The following is a 23106-nucleotide window of genomic DNA, read 5'->3' on the forward strand; positions in this document are numbered from 1 at the left end:
CTTTGTGCCAAACGCAATACTCCAAAAATGAAAATATCATACAGCTGGCTTAAGCAATTTATACAAACTGATAAAACTCCACAGGAAATTTCTCTTATTTTAACAGACATAGGTTTAGAGGTTGAAAGTTTAGAGAAAGTTCAACCAATAGTTGGCGGTTTGGAAGGTTTGGTAATCGGCCATGTTGTAGAATGTGCACAACATCCAAATGCCGATCGTTTACGCGTAACCAAAGTTAATGTAGGTGACGATGAGCTTTTGCAAATTGTATGTGGGGCACCAAACGTGGCTGCCGGACAAAAAGTGGTAGTAGCAACTGTTGGTACAACGGTTTACCCAAATGAAGGCGAACCTTTCAAAATCAATAAATCCAAAATTAGAGGAGAAGCATCTGAAGGGATGATTTGTGCCGAAGATGAAATTGGTTTAGGCGCTTCGCACGCTGGTATTATGGTTTTGCCAGAAGATACCCAAATTGGTATGGCTGCTAAAACCTATTTTAAAATGGATGATGACTTTATGTTCGAAATTGGGCTAACACCTAATAGGGCAGATGCAGCATCACATTTAGGCGTGGCTAGAGATTTAGCTGCTTATTTGCGTACATCATATCAAATGCCAGATGTTACTGCTTTTGCGGTAGCTAATGAAAACTTACCAATTGCCGTTAAGGTTGAAGACACCGAAGCTTGCCCCCGTTATAGCAGCGTAAGTATTAGTGGCGTAACTGTAAAATCATCGCCAGATTGGCTAAAAGATAAATTAAAGGTTATTGGCATTCGCCCAATAAATAACATAGTTGATGCTACTAATTATGTGTTGCATGAGCTAGGGCAACCTTTACATGCCTTTGATGCCGATCAAATTAAAGGCAAACAGGTAATTGTTAAAAAATGCGATGAAGGAACACCTTTCGTTACGTTAGATGGCATTGAAAGAAAACTTTCTGCAGATGATTTAATGATTTGCGATGCGGAAGGCCCAATGTGTATTGCCGGCGTGTTCGGTGGAAAAAATTCGGGAGTAAGTGAACAAACCACAAATATTTTTTTAGAAAGCGCTTACTTCAATGCTGTTAGTGTTCGTAAAACTTCAAAAAGACACGCCTTAAAAACAGATGCATCTTTTAGGTTCGAGCGTGGTACCGATCCAGAAATGACGATTGTAGCGTTAAAAAGAGCTGCATTATTAATTAAGGAAGTTGCCGGCGGCGAAGTTTCGTCATCAGTATCTGATATTTATCCAGTGCCAACTAAGCCTTTCGATGTAGAAGTTAGCTACTCAAATATTGTAAAATTAATCGGCCAGGATATTCCTAGCGAAGAAATTAAATCGATTATTTTAGCATTAGGAATTGAAGTTGCTTCAGAAAATGAAGGTGTGTTGAATTTAAAAGTTCCAGCTTATAAAGTGGACGTAACCAGAGAGTGCGATGTAACGGAAGAAGTATTACGTATCTATGGCTATAACAATATTCAAATTCCTACAAAAGTAAATGCAAGTTTAGCGTACACGGCAAAGCCGAATAAAGAAAACGTACAAAATCTGGTGGCAGATATGCTAACAGCTAATGGCTTTTTGGAAATTTGGTGCAACTCTTTAACGCGTTTAGCTTATTCAAAAAATCCAGCAGAAGCAGTACATATTTTAAATCCCTTAAGTTCTGACTTAAACGTAATGCGCCAGCAACTTTTGCAACCGGCTTTAGAAAGTGTTGCTTATAATCAGAACCGTAAAAATGCTGATTTAAAACTTTACGAATTCGGTAAAACGTATCATTTAATCGGCGATCAATATGTAGAACGCCCAAGGCTGTTGGTTTTATTAAGTGGCGCAAAACAATCCGAACAATGGAATCATGCTAAAGCAAGCAACAGTTTTTATAACTTAAAGGCAACGGTTGATGCCATCATCGGAAGATTAGGCCTAGCTAACTTCCAAACGGATGAAATTAAAGATGAAAACTTTGCCTACGGCCTAAAATACTTTAGAGGAGCCCAAACTCTGGTTTCTTTCGGAGCAGTAACCAGCACAGATAAAAAGCAAGTAGGCATAGATAAAGATGTATTTTATGCTGATTTTGATTGGGCCGTGCTTTTAGATGCTATCCGAAAAAATAAAATCGTTAACAAAGATGTTCCAAAATATCCGGCAGTAAGAAGAGATTTATCTTTATTAATTGATGAGCAACTTACGTTCGACGTTTTAAAAGGTATTGCATTTAAAACAGAGAAAAAACTTTTAAAAGATGTGCAAGTTTTTGATGTTTACCAAGGTGATAAATTACCAGAGGGAAAAAAATCTTACGCACTAAGCTTTACTTTGCAGGATGAAGAGCAAACTTTAACCGACAAGCAAATTGATGCGATTATGCAAAAGATTATAACTAACTTGGCGCAACAAGCGAAAGCTGAGATTAGATAAGAAAAAAATAAATTTAATTAACCAAGCTCAAAAAATATTAAGTTTCTAGAAAAATGTCGTCCGTTGCCGATCAATTAAATAAAGTATTACACAAAACATCTCAATTAATTGAGCTTTGTAATGCCCTACAAGAAGAAAACGACTTGTTAAAGTTAGAAAATCAGCATACGAAACAATCTTTAGAAACGGCAAAAAATAAAGAAAAAGAACTCGATGAAAAGCTAAGAGTATTAAAATTAGCGAAGAGTATTGAGGGAACAAGTGAAAAGACACTTGATATAAAGCAAAAAATTAACGATTTTGTGCGTGAAATTGATAAGTGTGTTGTGTTGCTTAAGAAATAAGTAACATCAAAAAATTGAAACAAAGCTAAAAATGGGAGAAATCTCGATTAAAATAACTATTTCCGACCGTATTTATCCGTTAAAGGTAAATGTAGAAGAGGAAGAAATTGTGAGACGAGCGGCCAAGATTATTAATGAACGTATAAAAGACTACCAAGAAAATTATGCGGTTAGAGATAAACAGGATTTGCTATCTATGGCGGTGCTGCACTATGCTACGGCGGTTTTAAGAACCGAGCATAAAGCGCAAAACCAAGATACAGAAGTGGCCGACAAAGTTGAGGAATTGGATAGTTTGTTAAACGGATTTTTCGCTAAATAAAAAAAACGTTCTTTATTGGGTTGAGTGTATTTTAAAGCATTTAATCTTAAACAGCTAACAAAATTTGGCCGTGGCTAAATTTTTATGTTTCAATGTTTGTAGTTCTCTATTTACAAATAGAGGCCAACGCACCGAGCATAATTATTTAGTTACGGTTTTTTTATACAAAACAAAATGGAAATACTAGGAATAGTAGGTTGCATACTAGCCAGCTTAATTGTTGGTGTAGTTATTGGCAGATACCTACTGCGTAGCTTGTTTAAACAACAAGAAATTGCTGCGCAAAGCAAGGCGAAGAAGATTTTAAAGGATGCGGAAAGCAACGCCGAAATTTTAAAGAAAGATAGACTACTTGAAGCAAAAGAGAAATTTTTGCAGTTAAAGGCAGAGCACGAACAACAGGTAAATACTAGAAATAACGAAGTTAACCAACGCGAAAACGGTATTAAGCAGAAAGAACAATCGCTTAACCAAAAGTTGGAAAATTTGAACCGCAAGGAACAAGAGCTAGATAAACACAAAGATAACTTGGAGAAACAGACTGCATTGGCTGTTAAAAAACAAGAAGAGGTTGATGTGTTGAAAAACCAACATGTACAGCAGTTAGAAACCATTGCAGGTTTAAGTGCAGAGGAAGCTAAAAACCAATTGGTAGAGAATATGAAGAGCGAAGCTCGTTCTCAAGCTATGATGCAAGTTAAAGACATTGTTGACGAAGCCAAACTAACGGCAAGCAAAGAAGCTAAAAAAGTTGTAATCCAAACCATACAGCGTACGGCTGCAGAAGCAGCAATTGAAAATTCGGTTTCCATTTTTCATATTGATAGCGATGAAATTAAAGGTCGTGTTATCGGTAGGGAAGGAAGAAATATCCGTGCCTTAGAGGCAGCAACCGGAATCGAGATTATCGTAGACGATACTCCAGAAGCAATTATTTTGTCAGGTTTTGATCCGGTTAGGAGAGAGATTGCCCGTTTGGCTTTGCACCGTTTGGTAACCGACGGCCGTATTCACCCTGCTCGTATTGAAGAGGTAGTTGCTAAAACCAAAAAGCAAATTGAAGACGAAATTGTAGAAATTGGCGAGCGTACAGTAATCGACTTAGGCATTCACGGATTACACCCAGAGTTAATTAGAATGGTTGGTCGTATGCGTTACCGTTCTTCTTACGGACAAAATCTATTACATCACTCTCGTGAGGTAGCAAACTTCTGCGCAACAATGGCTGCAGAACTTGGCTTAAACGCTAAAATGGCAAAACGTGCAGGTTTATTACACGATATAGGTAAAGTGCCAGATGATAACCCAGAATTGCCACATGCAATTTTAGGTATGCAATTGGCCGAGAAATATAAAGAGCATCCAGAAGTTTGTAATGCAATTGGTGCCCACCACGACGAGATTGAAATGACCTCAATGATTTCGCCGATTATACAAGCATGCGATTCTATTTCTGGAGCGAGACCAGGAGCCAGACGTGAAGTAGTTGAAAGCTATATCAAGCGTTTAAAAGAACTGGAAGAATTAGCATTGTCTTATCCAGGTGTTGAAAAAACATTCGCAATACAAGCAGGTAGAGAGCTACGTGTAATTGTAGAGAGTGAAAGAATTACTGATGCGCAAGCAGAATTATTAGCAGCAGATATTTCTAATCGTATTCAAACCGAAATGACTTACCCAGGTCAGATTAAGGTTACAGTAATTAGAGAAACAAGATCTGTAGCATTTGCTAAGTAATCTAATAATTTTTAACAAAGCGAAAAATCTAATTTAGATCTTAAATAATATGCAAAAGCGTTCCGAATTTTCGGGACGCTTTTTTTATCTTTATATTTCAAACGTTAAACTTTGTTATCCTGAGCATATTCAAAAAGATCTATTTCGATATTTATGTCTAGGAAATTCAAACTTACCCAACATGGAAAAAACTGAAAAGCGACCGGTAGATCTACTTTTTGACAAATACGCAGAAAGTCACCAAAACTCAACGAATGAATTAATTCATTGGGTTTGCGTGCCACTAATTGTTTTCAGCCTATTAGGCTTAGTGTGGATGATTCCGTTTCCACAACTAGAATTTTTGGGGCAATATAAAACCTTCTTTAACTGGGCCTCATTTTTAATCGCGTTTGCAATGTACTACTATTATACCTTATCGCCCGTGTTATTTTTTATGATGATTTGGGTAATTGGATTAATGAGTTTCGGAATTGTACAACTAGAGTATTGGGAAGCTGCAGGTGGTCCGGCAGTATGGCTAGTTTGCTTAATTATTTTTGTATTGGCGTGGATCGGACAATTTATTGGACATAAAATAGAGGGTAAAAAACCATCTTTTTTAGACGACATCAAGTTTCTGTTGATTGGACCAATTTGGTTATTACATTTCGTTTGCAAGAAAGTTGGGATTAGGTATTAATCTGGCAGAAAATCAGTGTTTTCCACGCAGATTTAGAAGATATTTCTATAGTCTAAGCCGTAGAGTGTCGCAGAACCTAAATCTTCTTTAATCTGCAAATCTTTTCTGCGTTTATCTGCGAGAAAATGAGTGTAGCTTTTTAGCACGCAGATTTCGCTGACTTTTCTATAGTCTAAACCGCTGATTTTCGCTGAGCCTTCATCTTTTAATCTGCGCTCTTTTCTGCGGATATCTGCGAGAAAATGTGGCTGACTTTTCTATAGTCTAAACGCTGGTTTGAAAAAGTCAATCTGTCTTCAATGGAGAGCTGGTCATTATAGATTGTTTACAATTCTTTTAATAGAAGTGTTTATGTCGCTTGTGTTAAAATTAACCAAGATTCCAAGTTTTTTATTGGAGAGCTTTAAGTAAGTTAACAATTGTTTATAATGCACATCCTTTAAGTTTTCTACAGATTTAACTTCAATTATAACCCTGTTTGAGACAATAATGTCTACGCGATATCCCAAATCTAATTTTGTGTTTTCATATACAAAAGGTAAACCCACCTGACAATCGGTAGTTAATCCTGCTCTCTCCAACTCATAACATAGAGCATACTCATAAGCGGATTCTAGTAATCCCGGTCCAGTTTGATTATAAAAGTTGTAAATGCAACCCTTAATGACGTAAGAAATTTCATTTTCTATCATAACTTCTAATATTAAGATGATGGTTCGATAAGGGATATGATTGAAATTAATAAAAATTCTACAAAAGTTATCTGTTGTCTGCGAGAAAATATGTTTGACTTTTCTCTCACGCAGATTTCGCTGATTTTCGCAGAGCCTTGGTCTCTGTAATCTGCGATCCCTTTCTGCGTTCATATGGGAGAACTTATATTTGCTGTTTCTTTCACGCAAATTCCGCTGATTTTAAACCGCTGATTTTCGCTGAGTCTTGATTTTCATAATCTGCGAATCTTTTCTGCGAATATCTGCGAGAAAATGTGTTCCGCTTTTCCTTCACGCAGATAGCGCTGATTTTTCTGAAATCTAAACAGCAGACTTTCGAAAACCCTAAATCCTTTTTTAATCTGCGAATCTTTTCTGCGGATATCTGCGAGAAAATGTGTATGGCTTTTATATCACGCAAACTGCGCTGATTTTTCTATATTCTAAACCGCTGATTTTCGCAGAACCTAAATCCTTTTTAATCCGCGAATCCTTTCTGCGAATATCTGCGAGAAAAAGTGTTCCGCTTTTCCTTCACGCAGATAGCGCTGATTTTTCTGAAATCTAAACAGCAGACTTTCGAAAACCCTAAATCCTTTTTTAATCTGCGAATCTTTTCTGCGGATATCTGCGAGAAAATGTGCGTGGCTTTTATATCACGCAGACTGCGCTGATTTTTCTATATTCTAAACCGCTGATTTTCGCAGGACCTAAATCCTTTTTAATCCGCGAATCTTTTCTGCAAATGTGTGCGAGACATTAATTCTCTCTAGTTTAAAAGAAGTTAACTTTGTGTTAAACGTCCTATTTGTTAAAATTAGGATGTTTTGTAAATGAAAACCCCTAAAACATTGATACAAATGCCATTTAACAATTAGTTAACCTTTAAGTAAACGAATGGTAATTTTCGGCTAACATACAGCTAACATTACGGTAATAGTTTTGCCTAAACAAAAAATAGGCAAATTGAAATCACAATTAACTCTTAGAAAAGCATTATTTACATTACTATTTATAATGTTAGGCGCAACTGTTTTCGCTCAGGGAATAGGTAAAATTGCAGGAACTGTATCAGACGCCAAAACTGGCGAGACACTAATTGGTGTTTCTGTTAAAATTTCGGGTACAACAAAAGGTGTAGGTACAGATGTAGACGGAAAATATATCTTAAGCGGACTTGCTACTGGAAAATATACAATCGAAGTTTCTTACGTAAGTTATGCTACAAAGAAAATTACTGATGTAGACGTAAAAACTGGAGTGGTAACAACTTTGAATGTCACTTTGGACGAATCTTCTTCTCAAACACTTAACCAGGTTGTAATCACTGGTAGCTATAAGCAAGAATCGGTAAATTCATTACTGCTTCAACAGAAAAATAGTCCAAGAATTTCTAGCGGTATTTCAGCAGAAGTGATCAAAAGATCTCCCGATAGGAATACTTCGGAAGTTTTAAAGCGTGTTAGTGGCGCAAGTATACAGAATAATAAATTCGTTGTTATAAGAGGTTTAGCGGATCGTTATAATTCATCCATGTTAAATAATTCTTTACTGCCAAGTACAGAACCCGACAAAAAAGCATTTTCTTTTGATATTATCCCGGCAAATTTAATTGACAATTTGATTATCCATAAAACCGCATCGCCGGATTTACCAGGTGATTTTGCCGGGGGGATTGTACAGGTTATTACAAAGGATGTTCCCGATCAAGACTTCCTAAATTTTACAACAAGTTTCGGATATAATACTCAATCTACTTTTAAGGATTTTTTAGGCAACGATAGAGGTAAATACGATTATTTTAGTTTTGCAGATGGTAGTAGAGATCTTCCTTCTACTTTTCCGAAATCTTTTCAAGACTATAACCCCCTTAATGTATCGCAAAAGGCGCAATTGAGTAAGCAACTTTCAAATCCTTATGCGGAGCAAGTTTATACGGCATTACCATCGCAAAATCATCAAATAAATTATGGTAAAAGGACAGATTTTAAGGATGGTAGTTCTTTAGGTAGCGTTGTTTCGCTATCGTACAGAAATAGCCAAAATATAAGTCCAGTTCAGCGTAATGATTATCAGAATGATTTTAGAGATATTTATTATGATTATAACGATTCACAATATGCTTTCAATACTAGTGTAGGCGTTTTGGCGAATATAACGTACAAAAAAGGTAAAAGTAAATATAGTTTCAAAAATTTATTTAATAGTGTATTGGATGAAGTTTATACAGACAGAACTGGATTTAACACAAATATTGATGCTAATCTTCGATTCAATAACTCTGACTTGACCAAAAAAACAATCTATAATACGCAGTTAGAAGGAGACCACCAGTTTGGTAAAGCTGATCAAAAGATTAACTGGAATTTGAGTTATTCTTTGATAAATAGAGATCAACCCGATCTTAGATCGATATATTACCGCCAAATAGGTGATTCGGACTCAGAAGTTTACAATGTTGTAGATAGAAATAGCCGTAGGTTTTTCTCATCGCTTAAGGAAAACAATTTTTCAGGACAAGTAAATTATACACTCCCTTTTAATTTTTTCTCTAAAAAGAGCACGTTTAAAACTGGTTTGCTGAGCATGTATAAAAGCAGAGACTTTAGTGCCCGAATCTTTAATTACCTATTTAATTCTTCCGGATCAGCAAGTATGGATAATTATTTGTTGAGTCTTCCTAAAGAATCAATTTTTGCCCAAGAAAATATCAATTCGAATGGTGGTTTTATTTTGAGCGATTTTACTAGCAATACTGATTCTTACCAAGCACAAACTCTTTTAAATGCTGGATATTTAATGGTCGACAACAAATTTGGAGCTAAGTCTAGATTGGTTTGGGGAGCAAGAATTGAAAATTATTATCAAAATATCGATTATTTAGATTTGAGTGGAACTTACAGAAGTTTTGATCAAACATTTACAGATATACTGCCGTCAGTAAATTATACTTATTCTTTAACGGATAAAACAAATTTACGTGCTTCTGTTTCAAGAACGGTATCCAGACCAGAGCTAAGAGAACTAGCGCCGTTCGCGTTTTACGATTTTGTTGCGCAAACTTCTACTTTAGGAAATCCTGCCTTGCAACGTGGAACTATTAATAATGCAGATTTAAGATATGAAATATATCCAAAAGCTGGTGAGACCTTAACATTCTCTGTTTTTTATAAGGATTTTAACAATGCTATCGAGCAGGCTTTAGACGAGGGCGGAACTCCAGAACGTAGACAAATTAATTTTACCAATATCGGTAAAGCCACTTCGTATGGGGTTGAAGTTGATTTTAGAAAAAAGCTGGATGCTTTAGGTGGAGTATTTTTTAGAGATTTAACAGCTTTCGCAAATGCAAGTTATATAAAATCGGATGTAGAACTAAATTCTTTAGGCTTAAATTCGAGACCGTTGCAAGGACAGTCGCCATATTTAATTAATGCAGGCCTACAATACTCAAATGAGAAAAGCGGTGTTTCTGTAACTGCTTTGTACAACAGAATTGGAGAGCGTATAGCTTTAGTAGGAAACTCATTGATACCAAATATTTGGGAAAATTCAAGAAATGTAATAGACTTTCAGGTTAGTAAAAAGCTTCTTAAAAACAGAGCAGAGTTAAAGCTTAATGTTGGAGACGTGCTAAATCAAAATAGCATTTTTTATTTAAATATGGATGATAAAAATTCTTATAACTCTAATATAGATAAGCAATACATCTCAACAAGTTTTGGAACCAATTTTACGCTCGGCTTTAGTTATAACTTCTCATTGTCTAAATAAAATTCAAGATAAATAATTGTTAAGCTAAACTTAATCTATCGTTAATCTACAAATAACATCACTAATATAATTTTACAAAAAAAATAAATATGAAATTAAAACATTCTATTGTAGCAGTATTAATGACTGCGGTTGCTTTTACAGCGTGTAAGAAGGATAAAAATACTGGTGGAGAATCATCAGGTACTATTGAAATTACTAACGGTGGCAACTTAACCGGAACTTTTAAGAAAGATCAGCATGTGGTTGTTAGAAGAGGAACAATTACATTAACGGGTTACACGTATTTTGAAGAAGGTGCTAGTTTAACTATTGAACCAGGCACAGTTATAAAATCAAGTACTAGCAATAAAGGTGCCCTAATTATGGAAAGAGGTTCTAAAATTATGGCTGAAGGTACTGCGCAAGCTCCGATTGTATTTACTTCTGGTCGTCCTGTAGGCGAAAGAACTCCGGGTGACTGGGGAGGAATTATCCTTTTAGGAAAAGCAACTGTAAATGCTACTAACCCAACTATTGAAGGTGGTGTTGGTAGACAGTATGGTGGTAATGTTGATAATGATAATTCAGGTAGCCTAAAATATATTAGAATAGAATTTGCAGGTATAGCTGCAGAACTTAACTCAGAAATCAATGGATTAACTTTAGGTGGCGTTGGTTCTGGAACAACATTAGAGCACATCATGGTTGCTTATGGAAACGATGATGCTTTTGAATTCTTTGGAGGTACAGTAAATGCAAAATATTTAGTTGCTTATGCAACAGCTGATGACGATTTCGATTTTGACAACGGATATAAAGGTAAAATTCAATTCGCAGTTTCATTAAGAGATCCGGAATTTGTTGATGGTGGCGATGCAGGTAACGGAATTGAGTGCGATAATAATGCAAGCGGATCGGACGCAGCACCCAGAACTAGACCAAATCTTTCAAACTTTACGATTTTAGGTCCTAATGGTGCTGCTAATACAGCTGCTAATCATAATTTCGCAAATAGATTTAGAAGAAATACAGCTTTTGTATTAAATAACTCTATTCTGTTAGGTCACCCAGATGGTGGCTTGTCACTAGAGTCGAATGGTACATACAATGCGTTTATTGATGGTACTTCAGAATTTAAAAATAACATTCTTTATGCGCTTGCAGCACCTTTTAAAATGGGTAGCGATGTAACGGTTGCTGGTGCATCTGCAGCAGCAATTGAAGCTAAAGCGACAGCTGCAGGTACTGTGAAGTTAACTTCATCTGCAGGAGCAGGACTAACAAATGCATTTAGCTTAACAAGCCCTAACTTCTTGCCAGCAGTAGGATCGGTAGCATTAACTGGTGCATCTTTCACAGGTGATCAAACAGACTCTTTCTTCGAAAAAGTTGCATACAAAGGAGCTTTTGGTGCTGTTAATTGGACTACTGGCTGGGCTAGCTGGACTCCAAAGACTAACGTTTATTAATAAAAAAAATGATAATAATAAAAGCCTCAATGCAATGCGTTGAGGCTTTTATTGTTATTTGCTTTTCAGCGATTCCTTCGGCTGATAAGCATAAACAACGTCATACTTCTGTTTTTTTAAATTATCAGCCAATTCGCCAATTTTAAGTTTTTGTTTTTGTGGCGTGGGCTCGCAAATCGAATATAATTTTCCGTTATAGTAAATTGGGTCTCCAATGGGTTTGTCGAATTGAACTGCCATGGTTATGTGAGTAGGGTATAATAAGGCAATCATAGGCAGATTGTATATTTCCTTTACTAAATAAAAAAACAGGGCCACTCGATCATCGCAATCGCTTTCATCATTCAGTAAAGTTTGCTCCGGAGCGAAACGTTTTTCCTTGCCTAATAACTTCTCGTCGTCCTCATACAAAAACGCATACCTAGTAAATTGCATCAAATAATCTACGCCTTTTTTCGTGGGCATTTTTTTAACATTTTCCTTTAACATCGGAATCAGAGATTCGTAAGTATCTTTACTTAGCGGAATGTTGAAATAGGTTTCAAAATCAACTACAGGATAATTAGCGAAAATATTCGACACCTCATTGTTCACTTTTAGGTTAAAATGATAAGCCTTGTGTTTGTAATTAAAGCCGATTTGTTTTTCGCGGTAGCTTTCTGGCCTAAAATCTGGCATTCGCGTAACTTTATAGCTAAAAGCGAGTTTGGCATCGTCAACCTTTATGTTAACCGGTATGTAGGTATTTTCTTTTTGAAAAAGCTTCCCATAATCATGATAATTTAAGCAACTGTATTTTTTTCCGTCCACCATAAAAAATGGAATGTCAGCAATATCCTCATCGTTTCTAACATAAAATATAATCTGGTTATTGCCAATGGCGATTTTTGCATCGTAGCCAGATTTTACCATCAAAAACCATTTGTACAATGTATAACGCTCGTAGTTTTCTTTTTTCGGACTGATAGCTTCAGCCGTTTTTCTAACCAATTGATAGAACAACCAATCGTTAAGTTGCTTTTTATTTTGGTAAGCAACCAAGGTATCTATCAGAGGCTGATATTTTCCCGTATTTAGCTTTTGATAAACTGTATTAATGTATTTACTGCTAAGCTCTGGCTTTTTCGGAATGATGATAGACGAATCTAATGCGATATTAAAAGTATCATTGTAAAACTCAAAACTGTAGCGTTGCGCCTTTGTGCTTAAGCCTACTAAACAAAATAGGGTAAACACAAGCGCTTTAATTACAGTAAGTTGAATAATGCTTTTCAAATTCGTTAACATTTACTTTACATTAAATGTACGTAAAATTAACACAGGCACAATATTAAGTTTTCCCTTTTAATAACTAGTATTTAACATCAGCTTAACATGGCTAAATTACATTTGCAGTGTTAAATATTTGGTTAATATATAACGTTTAAGTTTAGGTTAGTTGATAACAAAAAGCCACGATGGATGTCGTGGCTTTTGTTTTTACTCGTTATTACCTAGGGGGATAATAAACAGCAAATTCCAATTCAGGATTTGGATTTAGAAATTCTTACCGATCTTTTCCAACATCTCCGCCGGAATTTTCTGTGTGTCTACAACTAAAAATCCGTCTAAACAATCAGAGAATTTAGGGTCTATGTTAAAGCAAATAATCTTTGCATTCAGGTTCATATATTGTCTTAAAAGAACAGGGATTTTAATATGAGAGTTTTCAATATCGCCAATTAAGCCGTCCAAATCTTTAAGCGAGTCGCTACTTTCAACCAATAAACTTCTATCGATTTGGGTTAAATCGGCTTTAAATTTATTCTTAGGTTTTACATAATGTGCCATCTCGTAATCGAAATGGTTTTTAGTGATGTAATCTACAATAATCGATTTCGAAAGTTTAGAAAAACTGTTACTAATGCTAACCGGACCAAACATATATCTGTATTGCGGATTATCCAACAGGTATTTCAAAATCCCCTTCCACAGCAAAAATAATGGTAGAGGCTTCAGTTGATATTCTTTCCTAATCCACGATCTGCCTAACTCAATTCCTTGTCTTAACACTGGATAAAAAGGTTCTTTAATTTTGAATAATTCGGAAAGGTAAAAACCTCTTCTGCCCATGGTGTTCAAAATTTCATCGCCTTTACCAATTCTATAAGCGCCAACAATATTCTGCCCATCCTTATCCCAAATAAAAAGGTGGTTATAATAAATGTCGTAGTTATCTAAATCAATCTTTTTATTGGTTCCCTCGCCAACCTCTCTAAAGGTAATTTCGCGTAGTCTGCCAATTTCTCTTAAAATGTTCGGGATACTTGCCGTTGGTACAATATAAACTTCGTAGTTTTTTTCTTCCCAAACTTTGTAGTTTTCCAGTTTTTCAACCTCTTTAACAATTAGCCCTCTATCAGTTTCTGGAACTATAGCCTCAGGTGTTTTTTTACGTTTAAAAAGACTAATGGGGTTAAACAATTTTTTCTCTTCCTCTAAACTGGTACCTAATGCGTAAGTTCTTGCCCTTAAAAAGTCTAATAGTTTATTGGTATCCTTTTTATAAGAAATATCTTCAATTTTAATAGGCTTGCCAATTCTAACTTTAATTTTTAAGCCTTGTTTATTTAAAAATTCAGATGGAAGTTTAGCCGTACGTAAAGTAGGATGAATGAAACTTAGAATATTAAAAAGAACACCATTATTTCCATGAAAGTAAATTGGAACCACCGGAACCTTCGACCTAGAAATAAGCTTACCTACGACCGGATGCCAAAGCCTATCGGTTACTTCTTGGCTCTCCAAGCTAAATGTGCTTACTTCACCTGCCGGGAAAATTCCTATCGGTGTACCATTCTGCAATAAATCAAATGTGGCTTTTAAACCGCTAATGCTTGATGAGTGCTGTACATTTTCGAACGGATTTACGGCAACAAAGAACTCGCTTAGGTTAGGGATTTTTTTAAGAATAAAGTTTACCATTACCTTGGCTTCTGGCCTAACCGTACATAGTAATTTAACCAATGCCAGGCCTTCTACACCGCCGTAAGGGTGGTTTGCAATAGCAATAAAGCCTCCTGTTTTCGGAATGTTTTTTAAATCATCCTCGTCAAAATCAATACTAACTCCAATGGTTTCTAAAATCTTGTCTACAAATTCTAGTCCGGCAAAATGTTGGTTTTTAGAAAACACTTCGTTAATATCGTTCAGCTTCATTACTTCCATAAGTAAGGCTGCTAAACCCGGAACACCTAATTTGTCTATTTTGGTTGCTTTGGCAAGTTCTTGTTTGGTAATAATCTTCATTTAAAAGCAGGTATAAATCATAAAGCAATATCAAAAATAACGATTATATTTATAGTACCTGTCCAAACTATGAAAAATCAGTTAAATAACTACTTTGGCTTTACAAAGCGAGAGTACAACGCTATGCTAGCTTTAATGGCTATCTTGTTGCTGGTAAGTGCATTCCCGTACTTAAGACCTTTATTAGTTAAAAATCAAGCGCAAACCGACCAGGCAATGCAAAAAGCCCTGCAAGAATTGGTAATCGTCAATCAGCAGAAACCGACTTACTATGCCAATATACGTAACGATATAGAGGATTCAGAAACTGTTAAAAACAAAACTTTCTTCACTTTCGATCCTAATAAAATTGGCGTAACAGATTGGCAAAAGTTGGGTCTTTCTGTAAAACAGGCACAGTCAATTATTAATTATCGAAACAAAGGTGGCAAATTTTATAAACCCGAAGATTTGCAAAAGATGTATACTATTTCACCGCAAAAATATCAGGCTTTGCTACCTTATATACAAATAGAAGCTACTGGAGCAAAATACTACAAAACCGAATACCCAGAAAAGCCAGCTTACGTTAAGAAAACAGCCGTAATTGTAGATATAAACACTGCAGATACTGTAGCGTTAGATGAAATTAAAGGAGTGGGTGCAGCTTTTGCCCGTAGAATTGTAAAATACCGAGAGCGACTAGGTGGTTTTTATAAAAAAGAACAGCTACTAGAAGTTTACGGTTTAGATAGCATTAAATATGCAGAAATTAAAACGCAGGTAAAGATAGAACCCGGAAATATCAAAAAGATAAATATTAACACGGCAACTTTCGACGACTTGAAAACGCATCCGTATTTAAAGTTTAAGCAAATTAATGCCATTATCCAGTACCGTAAACAACATGGCAATTTTAACAATGTTGATGATTTGAAGAAAGTAGCTATCTTGAGCCCCGAAAATATTCAGAACATAGCACCCTATTTAACTTTCTAAAATGCTACAAGATAAAATTAAGCAAACATTAAGAGACGTTCCCGATTTCCCGAAGCCTGGCATTATTTTTAAAGACATTACGCCAGTTTTAAAAGATGCCGATTTATGCCGTGAAATTACGATAGCGTTAGCTGAACAACTTAAAGATTTAAAAATAGATGTTGTTGCAGGTATAGAAAGCAGAGGTTTTTTATTCGGCTTGGCCTTAGCACAAGTATTAAAAGTACCTTTTGTACCTATTCGTAAAGCAGGGAAACTACCCTACAAAACCATCAAACAATCTTACGATCTAGAGTACGGAAGTGCAACGTTAGAGGTTCACGAAGATGCGTTTACAGAGGGGCAAAATGTGTTGATACATGATGATTTATTGGCAACAGGCGGAACTGTTGTAGCGGCGTCTCAACTAGTACAGCAACTAAATGCTAACGTAGTAGGTTATTCTTTTCTTATCAGCTTAGATTTTTTAAACGGTAAACAGCGATTAAACCAGTTCGCCGATCATACCTTTTCGTTAGTAACCTATTGATGTTTTTGAAAACGATTGCAGGTGGCGTTTTGGTACTATAGTCCCGCTGTGCACTTTATTCCGATAAATCGGAATGCTCGTTTCCATCGGGTTTATTTAACAACGTAGGTACATTAAATTATTAAGCATAAAATAATTGTTCTCGGTTCAAAAACCGCTTAAAACTTCTTAATTTAAACTTTTTTAAAAATAATTTAATTTTTTTTCGAGCCTAAAGTTATTGGTTAAACTAATTTTAAAACAAGCTCAATAAAGTAAATGAACCAAATACCAAAACATTCTACTTTTTAGCGAATAAAAATCGCTTGTGGTAATTATTTTATTTGTTTATCATTGTCGTAAACCAAATATAAATCTTAAGAAAAGTTTAAATCCAGCGCATATTAAAGGCGTTGATTTAAGCTTTTCTTTTTTTAAACCAACCTTATATATGCAAAACGGCTTTAGTTTTGAAGTAGCGGAAAACCAAGAGATCATTAGAAAAATGGTTAGCGATTTTGCCGAAAGAAATATTCGTCAAAACGTAATGGAATGGGATGAATCGCAACATTTCCCTGTAGAAATTTTTAAACAGTTAGGCGAGCTTGGTCTAATGGGTGTTTTAGTACCCGAAGAATACGGTGGGTCAGGCTTTGGCTATCAAGAATATGTTGATGTAATCGTAGAGGTATCAAAAGTATGTGGCTCTATCGGTTTGTCTTTAGCTGCGCACAATTCTTTATGCACTGGTCATATTTTGGCTTTTGGTAACGAAGAGCAGAAAAGAAAATGGTTGCCAAAATTAGCTACAGCCGAGTGGATTGGTGCTTGGGGTTTAACCGAGGCTAATACCGGGTCTGATGCTTTACGTATGACAACCACTGCTGTTTTAGATGGCGATGAGTACGTTATAAATGGAGCTAAAAACTGGATTACCCATGGTAAATCTGGCGACGTAGCAGTAGTTATGGTACGTACCGGAGAGGCTGGTAGCGCTAAAGGTATTTCGGCAATTGTGGTAGAGCGTGGTACGCCAGGTTTTAGTGCCGGAAAAAAAGAGAATAAATTAGGCATGCGTGCATCAGAAACTACAGAAATGATTTTTGATAATTGCCGCGTACCAAAAGAAAACTTGTTAGGTGTAGAGGGCGATGGTTTTAAACAGGCAATGAAGGTTTTAGACGGTGGCCGAATTTCTATTGCAGCTTTATCTTTGGGTATTGCAAAAGGAGCATATTTGGCTGCGGTAGGTTATGCTAAAGAACGTCATCAGTTTGGTGTTCCAATTTCTAGCTTCCAAGGCATTAGTTTTAAACTTGCCGATATGGCTACAGAAATTGAAGCAGCAGAATTGTTAATCAGACAAGCCGCAGATTTAAAAAACCGTCACTTGCCAATGACCAAAGAATCGGCAATGGCTAAATATTTTGCTTCTGAAGTTGCCGTGAGATGTGCAACAGAAGCGGTACAAATATTTGGCGGTTATGGCTACACTAAAGATTTTCCCGTAGAAAAATTTTATCGCGATAGCAAACTTTGTACCATAGGGGAGGGAACTTCTGAAATACAGAAATTGGTAATCTCAAGAGAGATTTTGAAATAACATTAGCAAATTTGTTGTATAAAAAAAAGGGTGGATAGTCTAAAACTATCCACCCTTTTTTGTTCTATTATTTTATTATTTAACTAATATAGCTTTTTCAATTAAGAACATTAGGTTTTTGCGGTGGGCAATAGTTTGCTCATCACTTCCGCTTAGAGAACCAGCTAATTTGGTTTTTATATTCGATAGCGTTGTAAAAGCAGCAGCCTTGCTTGCATTATCATAACCTCCAGGAGCATTAGCAATGCTTGCAGATGCTTTTACAAACTCGGTTTGCAAATTCTGGCGGAAAGGATTTACGTTTTTACCTAAATCAGCATCAAAAATATCTGCCGTCAAATCATTCATTACGGCCGCAACAGAATAAGTATTGCCGTATAAACTGCTATTGTTAATTCTGGTTAGCGTATTCGGGTGTAATAACTGCGCAAGTGTGCTTAATTGTAAAGACATAAAGCTACTTAAAGGTTTAATATCTTCGTTGTTGCCAAAGAAACCAAAACCTCTTCGTTGTATTTGAAGATATGGGAAGAGATCTTTGTCCGCATCAAAAGCATCAGGAGCAAATATGTACTTGCTTAACAACGCTAAAGATTTTTTCTGATAATCTATTGGAACTGGTGTAAAAGGTGCAACATTAGTTTTTTGTCCAACAAAACTTCTGTCTACGTAAACACCGCCAACATATCTGCTTAAAGCAGCGGCCATACTAGATCTTTGGCCATTTAGTTGTTGGTAGCGCATGCGTAACTCTTGGTAGCTTTGGTTTGGCTTGCTAAATCTTGCCTTTAATTTCGGCATCATGGTGTTAATCAATTTGAAACGATCTTCTCCATAAGTCACCATATCATTACTATGGTCGTTTATGTTAACTCTCGGGTCTATACCGCCACCTGGACTACGCATATCGTCAGCATCATTACCAAAAGCAAGTTGTGGGTCTGTACTTCTGCTTAAGATTTTATTTAATCCAGCTTCCTCGTCAGCTTCGCTAAATGGCGTGTAGCCGTATTCTATAGCCCACCAATCGTACGGACCAGCTTTGGTTGTATAGTAATCACCTTGTTTGCTTCTATCGTTGCTTATATTTATAGCAGGATAATCCATCACAGAACCTTGCAAACCAATTTTACGCGTGATTTTAGTGTCATTCATTTCTTTCGGACTTAACATTTGACTAGCCTTCATATTGTGGTTTAGGCCAAGTGTATGTCCCATTTCGTGCATAATTAAATAATACAAGAACTGTTTGTGCATTTCTTTAACTGAAGCTGCTCTTTCTTTTTCGGGAGCATCTGCATCTAAAGCTTCAATTGCTGTAAGTCCGGCTTGATATTGCATGCTTAACTCTTGCGCTAACATACAAGTAGCGGCGTGGTTTTTACTATGGTTGTGCATTTGTGGTGTAGTTGCTACTATTGGGTTTTCCCAAGGAAGAGCCAAGCTAGTTGCATTACCACCATTGTAAAGCTCGTCTAAAACTGCAACCCCCGCACCAGATTTCCATTCAACTGTAATGTCGGCGCCAAGAATCTGACCTGTTAAAGGATTGAAGAAACTTGGACCGATTGCGCCGTAAGATGGATATGCTGAAGACACCCATCTAATTACATTATAAGATACATCTGCCGGATCCCATTTTGCATCATCAGGCATCTGTTTCATAACAACAGCATTTTTAAAACCAGCTTTTTCAAAAGCTTCATTCCATTTCTCTCCAGATTCTTTTATGATACTGCGGTATTCTAGCGGAGTTGTATTCTCGATCCAAAAAGTAATTGGCTCTACTGGTTCGCTAAGTTTTGCAGATGGGTTTTTCTTTTCGAGGTTCCAACGACTTATAAAATCTTTATACGGAGTGGCCGAGGTTGAGGTAAGGTCATCTACTTCGGCACCGAAATATCCTACTCTCGGATCATCTCTACGTGCACGGAAATTATTTGTAGGTACTTCTAAAAACGAGTGCTGTATTTTAACTCTTACGTAGCGTGCGTCTGTAATATCTTTTCCGCCACCATTCATTGGCATTGGGTTATCATAGGCTAAGTTAACAACAACATCGGTGTTTTTTGGAAATGATCTTACCGTCTCATATCTAGATTTGCCAGCATTAAGACTTCCTAAAACAAACATTGCTCCTGGTGGCATTCCCGGCGGAGTTGCAGGTTTAACGGGGTCTAACTTGTCGCTTAGAAAAAGACCATCTACATTAATAAGATAGCCGTCTTTATCTTCTACAGTAAATTTTTCGCTAAATACTACCGCATCAGATACGTCTACATTGGCCGATTTGCTAACAGCATTATTTTTATCATAATAGAAATTTGTGTTCTTCTCTAAAAACTCTATTTTATCGTCAACTTTCTTTATGTGAAAAAGCATGGTAGACCTAATCATGTTCTGGTTAAGAAACAAAGTTGTTGGCCCACCCATAGAAAAGCTTTGGTAAATATAGTCTTTGCCAAGTTGGTTCTTACTTATGTACATCTGTAAGCTGCCTGTTGTGGTATCTCGATATAGCTTAAATAAACCATCGATTTGCTTACTAGCCTTAATCTTATCGGCTAAGGTAGTTTTAGCAGGCGTTGCTTTTTTAATAGAATCGATTACTGCTTTTTTAACAGAATCAACTACAGAAACCGGCTTTTTCTTTTCTTGAGCCAGTGCTCCCGTTGCTAACACTAGCGAAAGGGAGAATAGAACGAGTCGTTTGGTCATGATTGATTAAATTTTACTAAAAATAGAAAAATTTAATCATAACTAGTTGCGAATAAAACTATTGAAAATCTAACAGTTATTTTATGGCATTGGTTCCTTCATCATAACGATGCTATCTACCACGTAAACGCTAAAGCCACGCCAAGGTAACGTGTTTTTGTATTCTTTATAATGCAATTCGAAGGTCTTTCCGCTGTTAGCCATCATTTTTTGTGCAACTGCCTCATTAGAAACCGAAAATTCAAATTCATTTGATTGTAATGTCCCAGTTTGTCTTGATCTTACCCCAGTTTGAATAAGCTTGCCCTCATACGTTTTAAAAAGGTATCCTTTTTTAACGATGTAATTTAGTTCGCCGGCTTTAACGCCCTCCCCAAAAACAAAATAGTAACGGTAATAAACGAATATGCCAACTATAATAAATAATATGATCGCAATAATTGTGGTAACTTTTTTTCCAGTTGTCATAGTATGTTTTTAAGGTATTTAAATGTAGGGAAAGAAAATTTAATTCCGAAAATAAATAGTTTTAACTAAACTGAAATTGCGTGTATAATGTTTGAATAGCTGATTTTAAATATGAGAAAAAAATATTTTGTTAAAGCTTTCTAATTATCAATTAATTATCTACATTTGCAACCCCGAATACTAGGGAATTAAAAAACATTGAGAGGAGGTATTTCTACGTTATGATTATAATTAACATTAAAGACGGCGAATCATTAGATAAAGCGTTAAAACGTTTCAAGAAAAAGTTTGAAAAAACTGGTGTATTGAGAGAACTACGTAGTCGTCAGGCATACGAGAAAAAATCTGTTGCTCGTCGTACAGAAATTAAACACGCTGTATACATTCAGAACATGCACCAAGAAGGAACGCTTTAGTTCTAATTGGCTAACATATAAAAACGTCTCGATCTTTTGGTCGGGACGTTTTTTTTTGAAAAAAATATTTGCTCGTATTATTTTTTGTATATTCACTTAACGTGATACACCTTGTCTATGTCAATAAATAGTTTCTTAATTTTTCTTCAGCACGAAAAACGATACTCTAATCATACTGTGGTTTCTTACGAGCAAGATTTGCAAAGGTTCGAAGTATTTTTGAATGAAAATTTTGAATTAGGTTTGTTAGATGCTAAGGCTGTGCATGTACGGAGCTTCCTGGCTTCGTTAATTGAAGAAAATCTTTCGGAAAGTACTGTGGGCAGGAAAATATCCGCCTTGCGTAGTTTTTATAAACATGCCATCACAACAGAACTAAGGGCAGATAGTCCAATGGCACTTATCAAATCTCCCAAAATTCCTAAAAAACTCCCTGTATTTGTAGAAGATGCAAAAATGGATTTCCTGTTAGATAACGATGATTATTTCTCGTTAGATTTTTCTGGTAGAAGAGATAAATTAATTATAGAAATTTTATTTGGAACGGGTGTACGTTTAGCAGAGCTGATGGGCTTGAAAGAAAACGATATCGATTTTTATCAGGGAACGATTAAGGTTTTGGGCAAGCGCAACAAAGAACGTATTATACCACTGCATGCCGAACTTGTTACGCAAATAAAAAATTACATAAATTTAAAATTATCGCAGGATTTTGATAACAAAAACGCTACCTTAATCGTTACCAATACAGGAACTCCTGCTTATAGTAAACTAATTTATAGGGTTGTAAATAGCTATTTAACGCATGTTTCTACCCAAAGCAAAAAAAGTCCGCACGTTTTACGGCATTCTTTTGCTACCAGTTTGCTCAATAGGGGAGCCGATTTAAATGCAATTAAAGAACTATTGGGTCATGCTAGTTTAGCTGCCACGCAGGTTTATACGCATAATTCAATAGAACGTCTAAAATCTATATATAAACAAGCCCATCCAAAGGCATAAAAAAGGAGGAAAAATGAAAATTAGAGTACAGTCAATCCATTTCAATGCAGACAAAAAGTTATTAGATTTCATTCAGAAGAAAGTAGATAAGTTAGATCAGTTTTTTGATCAGATAATAGGTGGGGAGGTTTACTTGAAGTTAGAGAATGTAGAAGACGAAGAGAATAAAATATCTGAAATAAAGTTAATGGTTCCGGGCATGACATTGTTTGCAAAAGAGCAATGTAAATCTTTTGAAGAGGCCACGGATTTAGCAATTGAGTCTTTAAGGAAGCAAATTACAAAACACAAAGATAAAACACGTGCAAAATTAAGCGAACACAAGGCAATTTTAAATGCAGATGAAGTAGCTGATTATTAAGCTAGTAATTACGTAATTATTTTAAAAAGTTTGGCAAAAATTAAATTGCCAAACTTTTTTTTTAAAATATATTTTGCACAAAGATTTATTTGTGTAGATTTGCATTCCATTTCGGAAAGGGCGTTAGTTCTTAAGAAAAGGAAAGTTCTGTGAAAAGAGAAAAAAGTTAAATTAAATTATATAAAAGCACAATTTTTTATATATTTGCGCCACATTTAACAAAACATAAAAAGCCTCCTTAGCTCAGCTGGTAGAGCAACTGACTTGTAATCAGTAGGTCATTGGTTCGATTCCGATAGGAGGCTCTTTTTATTTTA

Annotated in this window: 18 protein-coding genes and 1 tRNA gene; 14 read left to right on the plus strand and 5 right to left on the minus strand. The window is 35.9% G+C overall.

Annotation, left to right across the window (positions count from 1 at the left end):
• The first annotated feature begins 27 nt into the window (after positions 1-27).
• The 5 genes from pheT (at position 28) to DUT69_RS06440 (ending at position 5509) form a co-directional block, all read left to right on the plus strand.
• On the plus strand, positions 28-2424 hold the full coding sequence (pheT, locus tag DUT69_RS06420) for a phenylalanine--tRNA ligase subunit beta (protein WP_113652266.1): 2397 nt from the start codon (positions 28-30) through the stop codon (positions 2422-2424).
• Between the two features lie 53 nt (positions 2425-2477).
• The gene (locus DUT69_RS06425; RefSeq protein ID WP_113652267.1) at positions 2478-2768 is read left to right on the plus strand and encodes a hypothetical protein; all 291 of its coding nucleotides are present in this window, start codon (positions 2478-2480) and stop codon (positions 2766-2768) included.
• A 31-nt stretch (positions 2769-2799) separates the two neighbouring features.
• Positions 2800-3090: a cell division protein ZapA gene (locus DUT69_RS06430; RefSeq protein ID WP_113652268.1), complete on the plus strand. Its 291-nt coding sequence runs from the start codon at positions 2800-2802 to the stop codon at positions 3088-3090.
• A 174-nt stretch (positions 3091-3264) separates the two neighbouring features.
• Positions 3265-4827: a ribonuclease Y gene (gene rny / locus DUT69_RS06435; protein WP_113652269.1), complete on the plus strand. Its 1563-nt coding sequence runs from the start codon at positions 3265-3267 to the stop codon at positions 4825-4827.
• 181 nt (positions 4828-5008) lie between these two features.
• Complete coding sequence (locus DUT69_RS06440) at positions 5009-5509, plus strand: Mpo1 family 2-hydroxy fatty acid dioxygenase (RefSeq protein WP_113652270.1); 501 nt, start codon at positions 5009-5011, stop codon at positions 5507-5509.
• A 314-nt stretch (positions 5510-5823) separates the two neighbouring features.
• Here the strand turns inward: DUT69_RS06440 and DUT69_RS06445 are convergent, their stop codons facing one another.
• Positions 5824-6201 (minus strand): GxxExxY protein, encoded by a 378-nt coding sequence (locus tag DUT69_RS06445; protein ID WP_113652546.1) that lies wholly within the window; start codon positions 6199-6201, stop codon positions 5824-5826.
• Between the two features lie 987 nt (positions 6202-7188).
• Between DUT69_RS06445 and DUT69_RS06450 the strand changes: the two genes are divergently transcribed.
• Both DUT69_RS06450 and DUT69_RS06455 read left to right on the plus strand, forming a co-directional pair.
• Complete coding sequence (locus DUT69_RS06450) at positions 7189-9996, plus strand: TonB-dependent receptor (protein ID WP_162796205.1); 2808 nt, start codon at positions 7189-7191, stop codon at positions 9994-9996.
• Positions 9997-10085: 89 nt separating this feature from the next.
• On the plus strand, positions 10086-11447 hold the full coding sequence (locus tag DUT69_RS06455; protein ID WP_113652272.1) for a T9SS C-terminal target domain-containing protein: 1362 nt from the start codon (positions 10086-10088) through the stop codon (positions 11445-11447).
• 54 nt (positions 11448-11501) lie between these two features.
• On the opposite strand, the gene DUT69_RS06460 is transcribed toward DUT69_RS06455, so the two are convergent.
• Together DUT69_RS06460 and DUT69_RS06465 are read right to left on the minus strand one after the other, a co-directional pair.
• A complete protein-coding gene (locus DUT69_RS06460) occupies positions 11502-12734 on the minus strand; it encodes a hypothetical protein (protein WP_240186671.1) in 1233 nt (410 codons plus the stop codon).
• Between the two features lie 249 nt (positions 12735-12983).
• Positions 12984-14735 carry a lysophospholipid acyltransferase family protein gene (locus tag DUT69_RS06465; protein ID WP_113652273.1) on the minus strand — a complete coding sequence of 584 codons (1752 nt, stop codon included), beginning with the start codon at positions 14733-14735 and terminating at the stop codon, positions 12984-12986.
• Positions 14736-14804: 69 nt separating this feature from the next.
• On the opposite strand from DUT69_RS06465, the gene DUT69_RS06470 reads away from it, so the two are divergent.
• The 3 genes from DUT69_RS06470 to DUT69_RS06480 all read left to right on the plus strand — a co-directional run bounded on the left by DUT69_RS06470 (position 14805) and on the right by DUT69_RS06480 (position 17824).
• Entirely contained in the window at positions 14805-15713 is a 909-nt protein-coding gene (locus DUT69_RS06470) for a ComEA family DNA-binding protein (protein WP_113652274.1), read from the plus strand.
• A 1-nt stretch (position 15714) separates the two neighbouring features.
• Entirely contained in the window at positions 15715-16242 is a 528-nt protein-coding gene (locus DUT69_RS06475; protein WP_113652275.1) for an adenine phosphoribosyltransferase, read from the plus strand.
• Between the two features lie 430 nt (positions 16243-16672).
• The gene (locus DUT69_RS06480; protein WP_113652548.1) at positions 16673-17824 is read left to right on the plus strand and encodes an acyl-CoA dehydrogenase family protein; all 1152 of its coding nucleotides are present in this window, start codon (positions 16673-16675) and stop codon (positions 17822-17824) included.
• Between the two features lie 75 nt (positions 17825-17899).
• On the opposite strand, the gene DUT69_RS06485 is transcribed toward DUT69_RS06480, so the two are convergent.
• Positions 17900-20542, minus strand: coding sequence for a zinc-dependent metalloprotease (locus tag DUT69_RS06485; protein WP_113652276.1), 2643 nt, complete (start codon positions 20540-20542; stop codon positions 17900-17902).
• Between the two features lie 81 nt (positions 20543-20623).
• Positions 20624-21010 (minus strand): hypothetical protein, encoded by a 387-nt coding sequence (locus tag DUT69_RS06490; protein ID WP_113652277.1) that lies wholly within the window; start codon positions 21008-21010, stop codon positions 20624-20626.
• A 221-nt stretch (positions 21011-21231) separates the two neighbouring features.
• Here DUT69_RS06490 and rpsU point away from each other — a divergent pair, with 221 nt between their 5' ends.
• The 4 genes from rpsU to DUT69_RS06510 all read left to right on the plus strand — a co-directional run bounded on the left by rpsU (position 21232) and on the right by DUT69_RS06510 (position 23094).
• A complete protein-coding gene (rpsU, locus tag DUT69_RS06495) occupies positions 21232-21426 on the plus strand; it encodes a 30S ribosomal protein S21 (RefSeq protein ID WP_113652278.1) in 195 nt (64 codons plus the stop codon).
• A 117-nt stretch (positions 21427-21543) separates the two neighbouring features.
• Positions 21544-22428, plus strand: coding sequence for a tyrosine-type recombinase/integrase (locus tag DUT69_RS06500; RefSeq protein ID WP_113652279.1), 885 nt, complete (start codon positions 21544-21546; stop codon positions 22426-22428).
• Between the two features lie 13 nt (positions 22429-22441).
• A complete protein-coding gene (gene hpf / locus DUT69_RS06505; RefSeq protein ID WP_113652280.1) occupies positions 22442-22789 on the plus strand; it encodes a ribosome hibernation-promoting factor, HPF/YfiA family in 348 nt (115 codons plus the stop codon).
• A gap of 232 nt (positions 22790-23021) precedes the next feature.
• Positions 23022-23094 (plus strand) — tRNA-Thr (locus tag DUT69_RS06510).
• The last annotated feature ends 12 nt before the right edge of the window (positions 23095-23106 follow it).

Origin of the sequence: Pedobacter namyangjuensis, from assembly GCF_003313325.1 — a bacterium.
Classification (GTDB): Bacteria; Bacteroidota; Bacteroidia; order Sphingobacteriales; family Sphingobacteriaceae; genus Pedobacter; species Pedobacter namyangjuensis.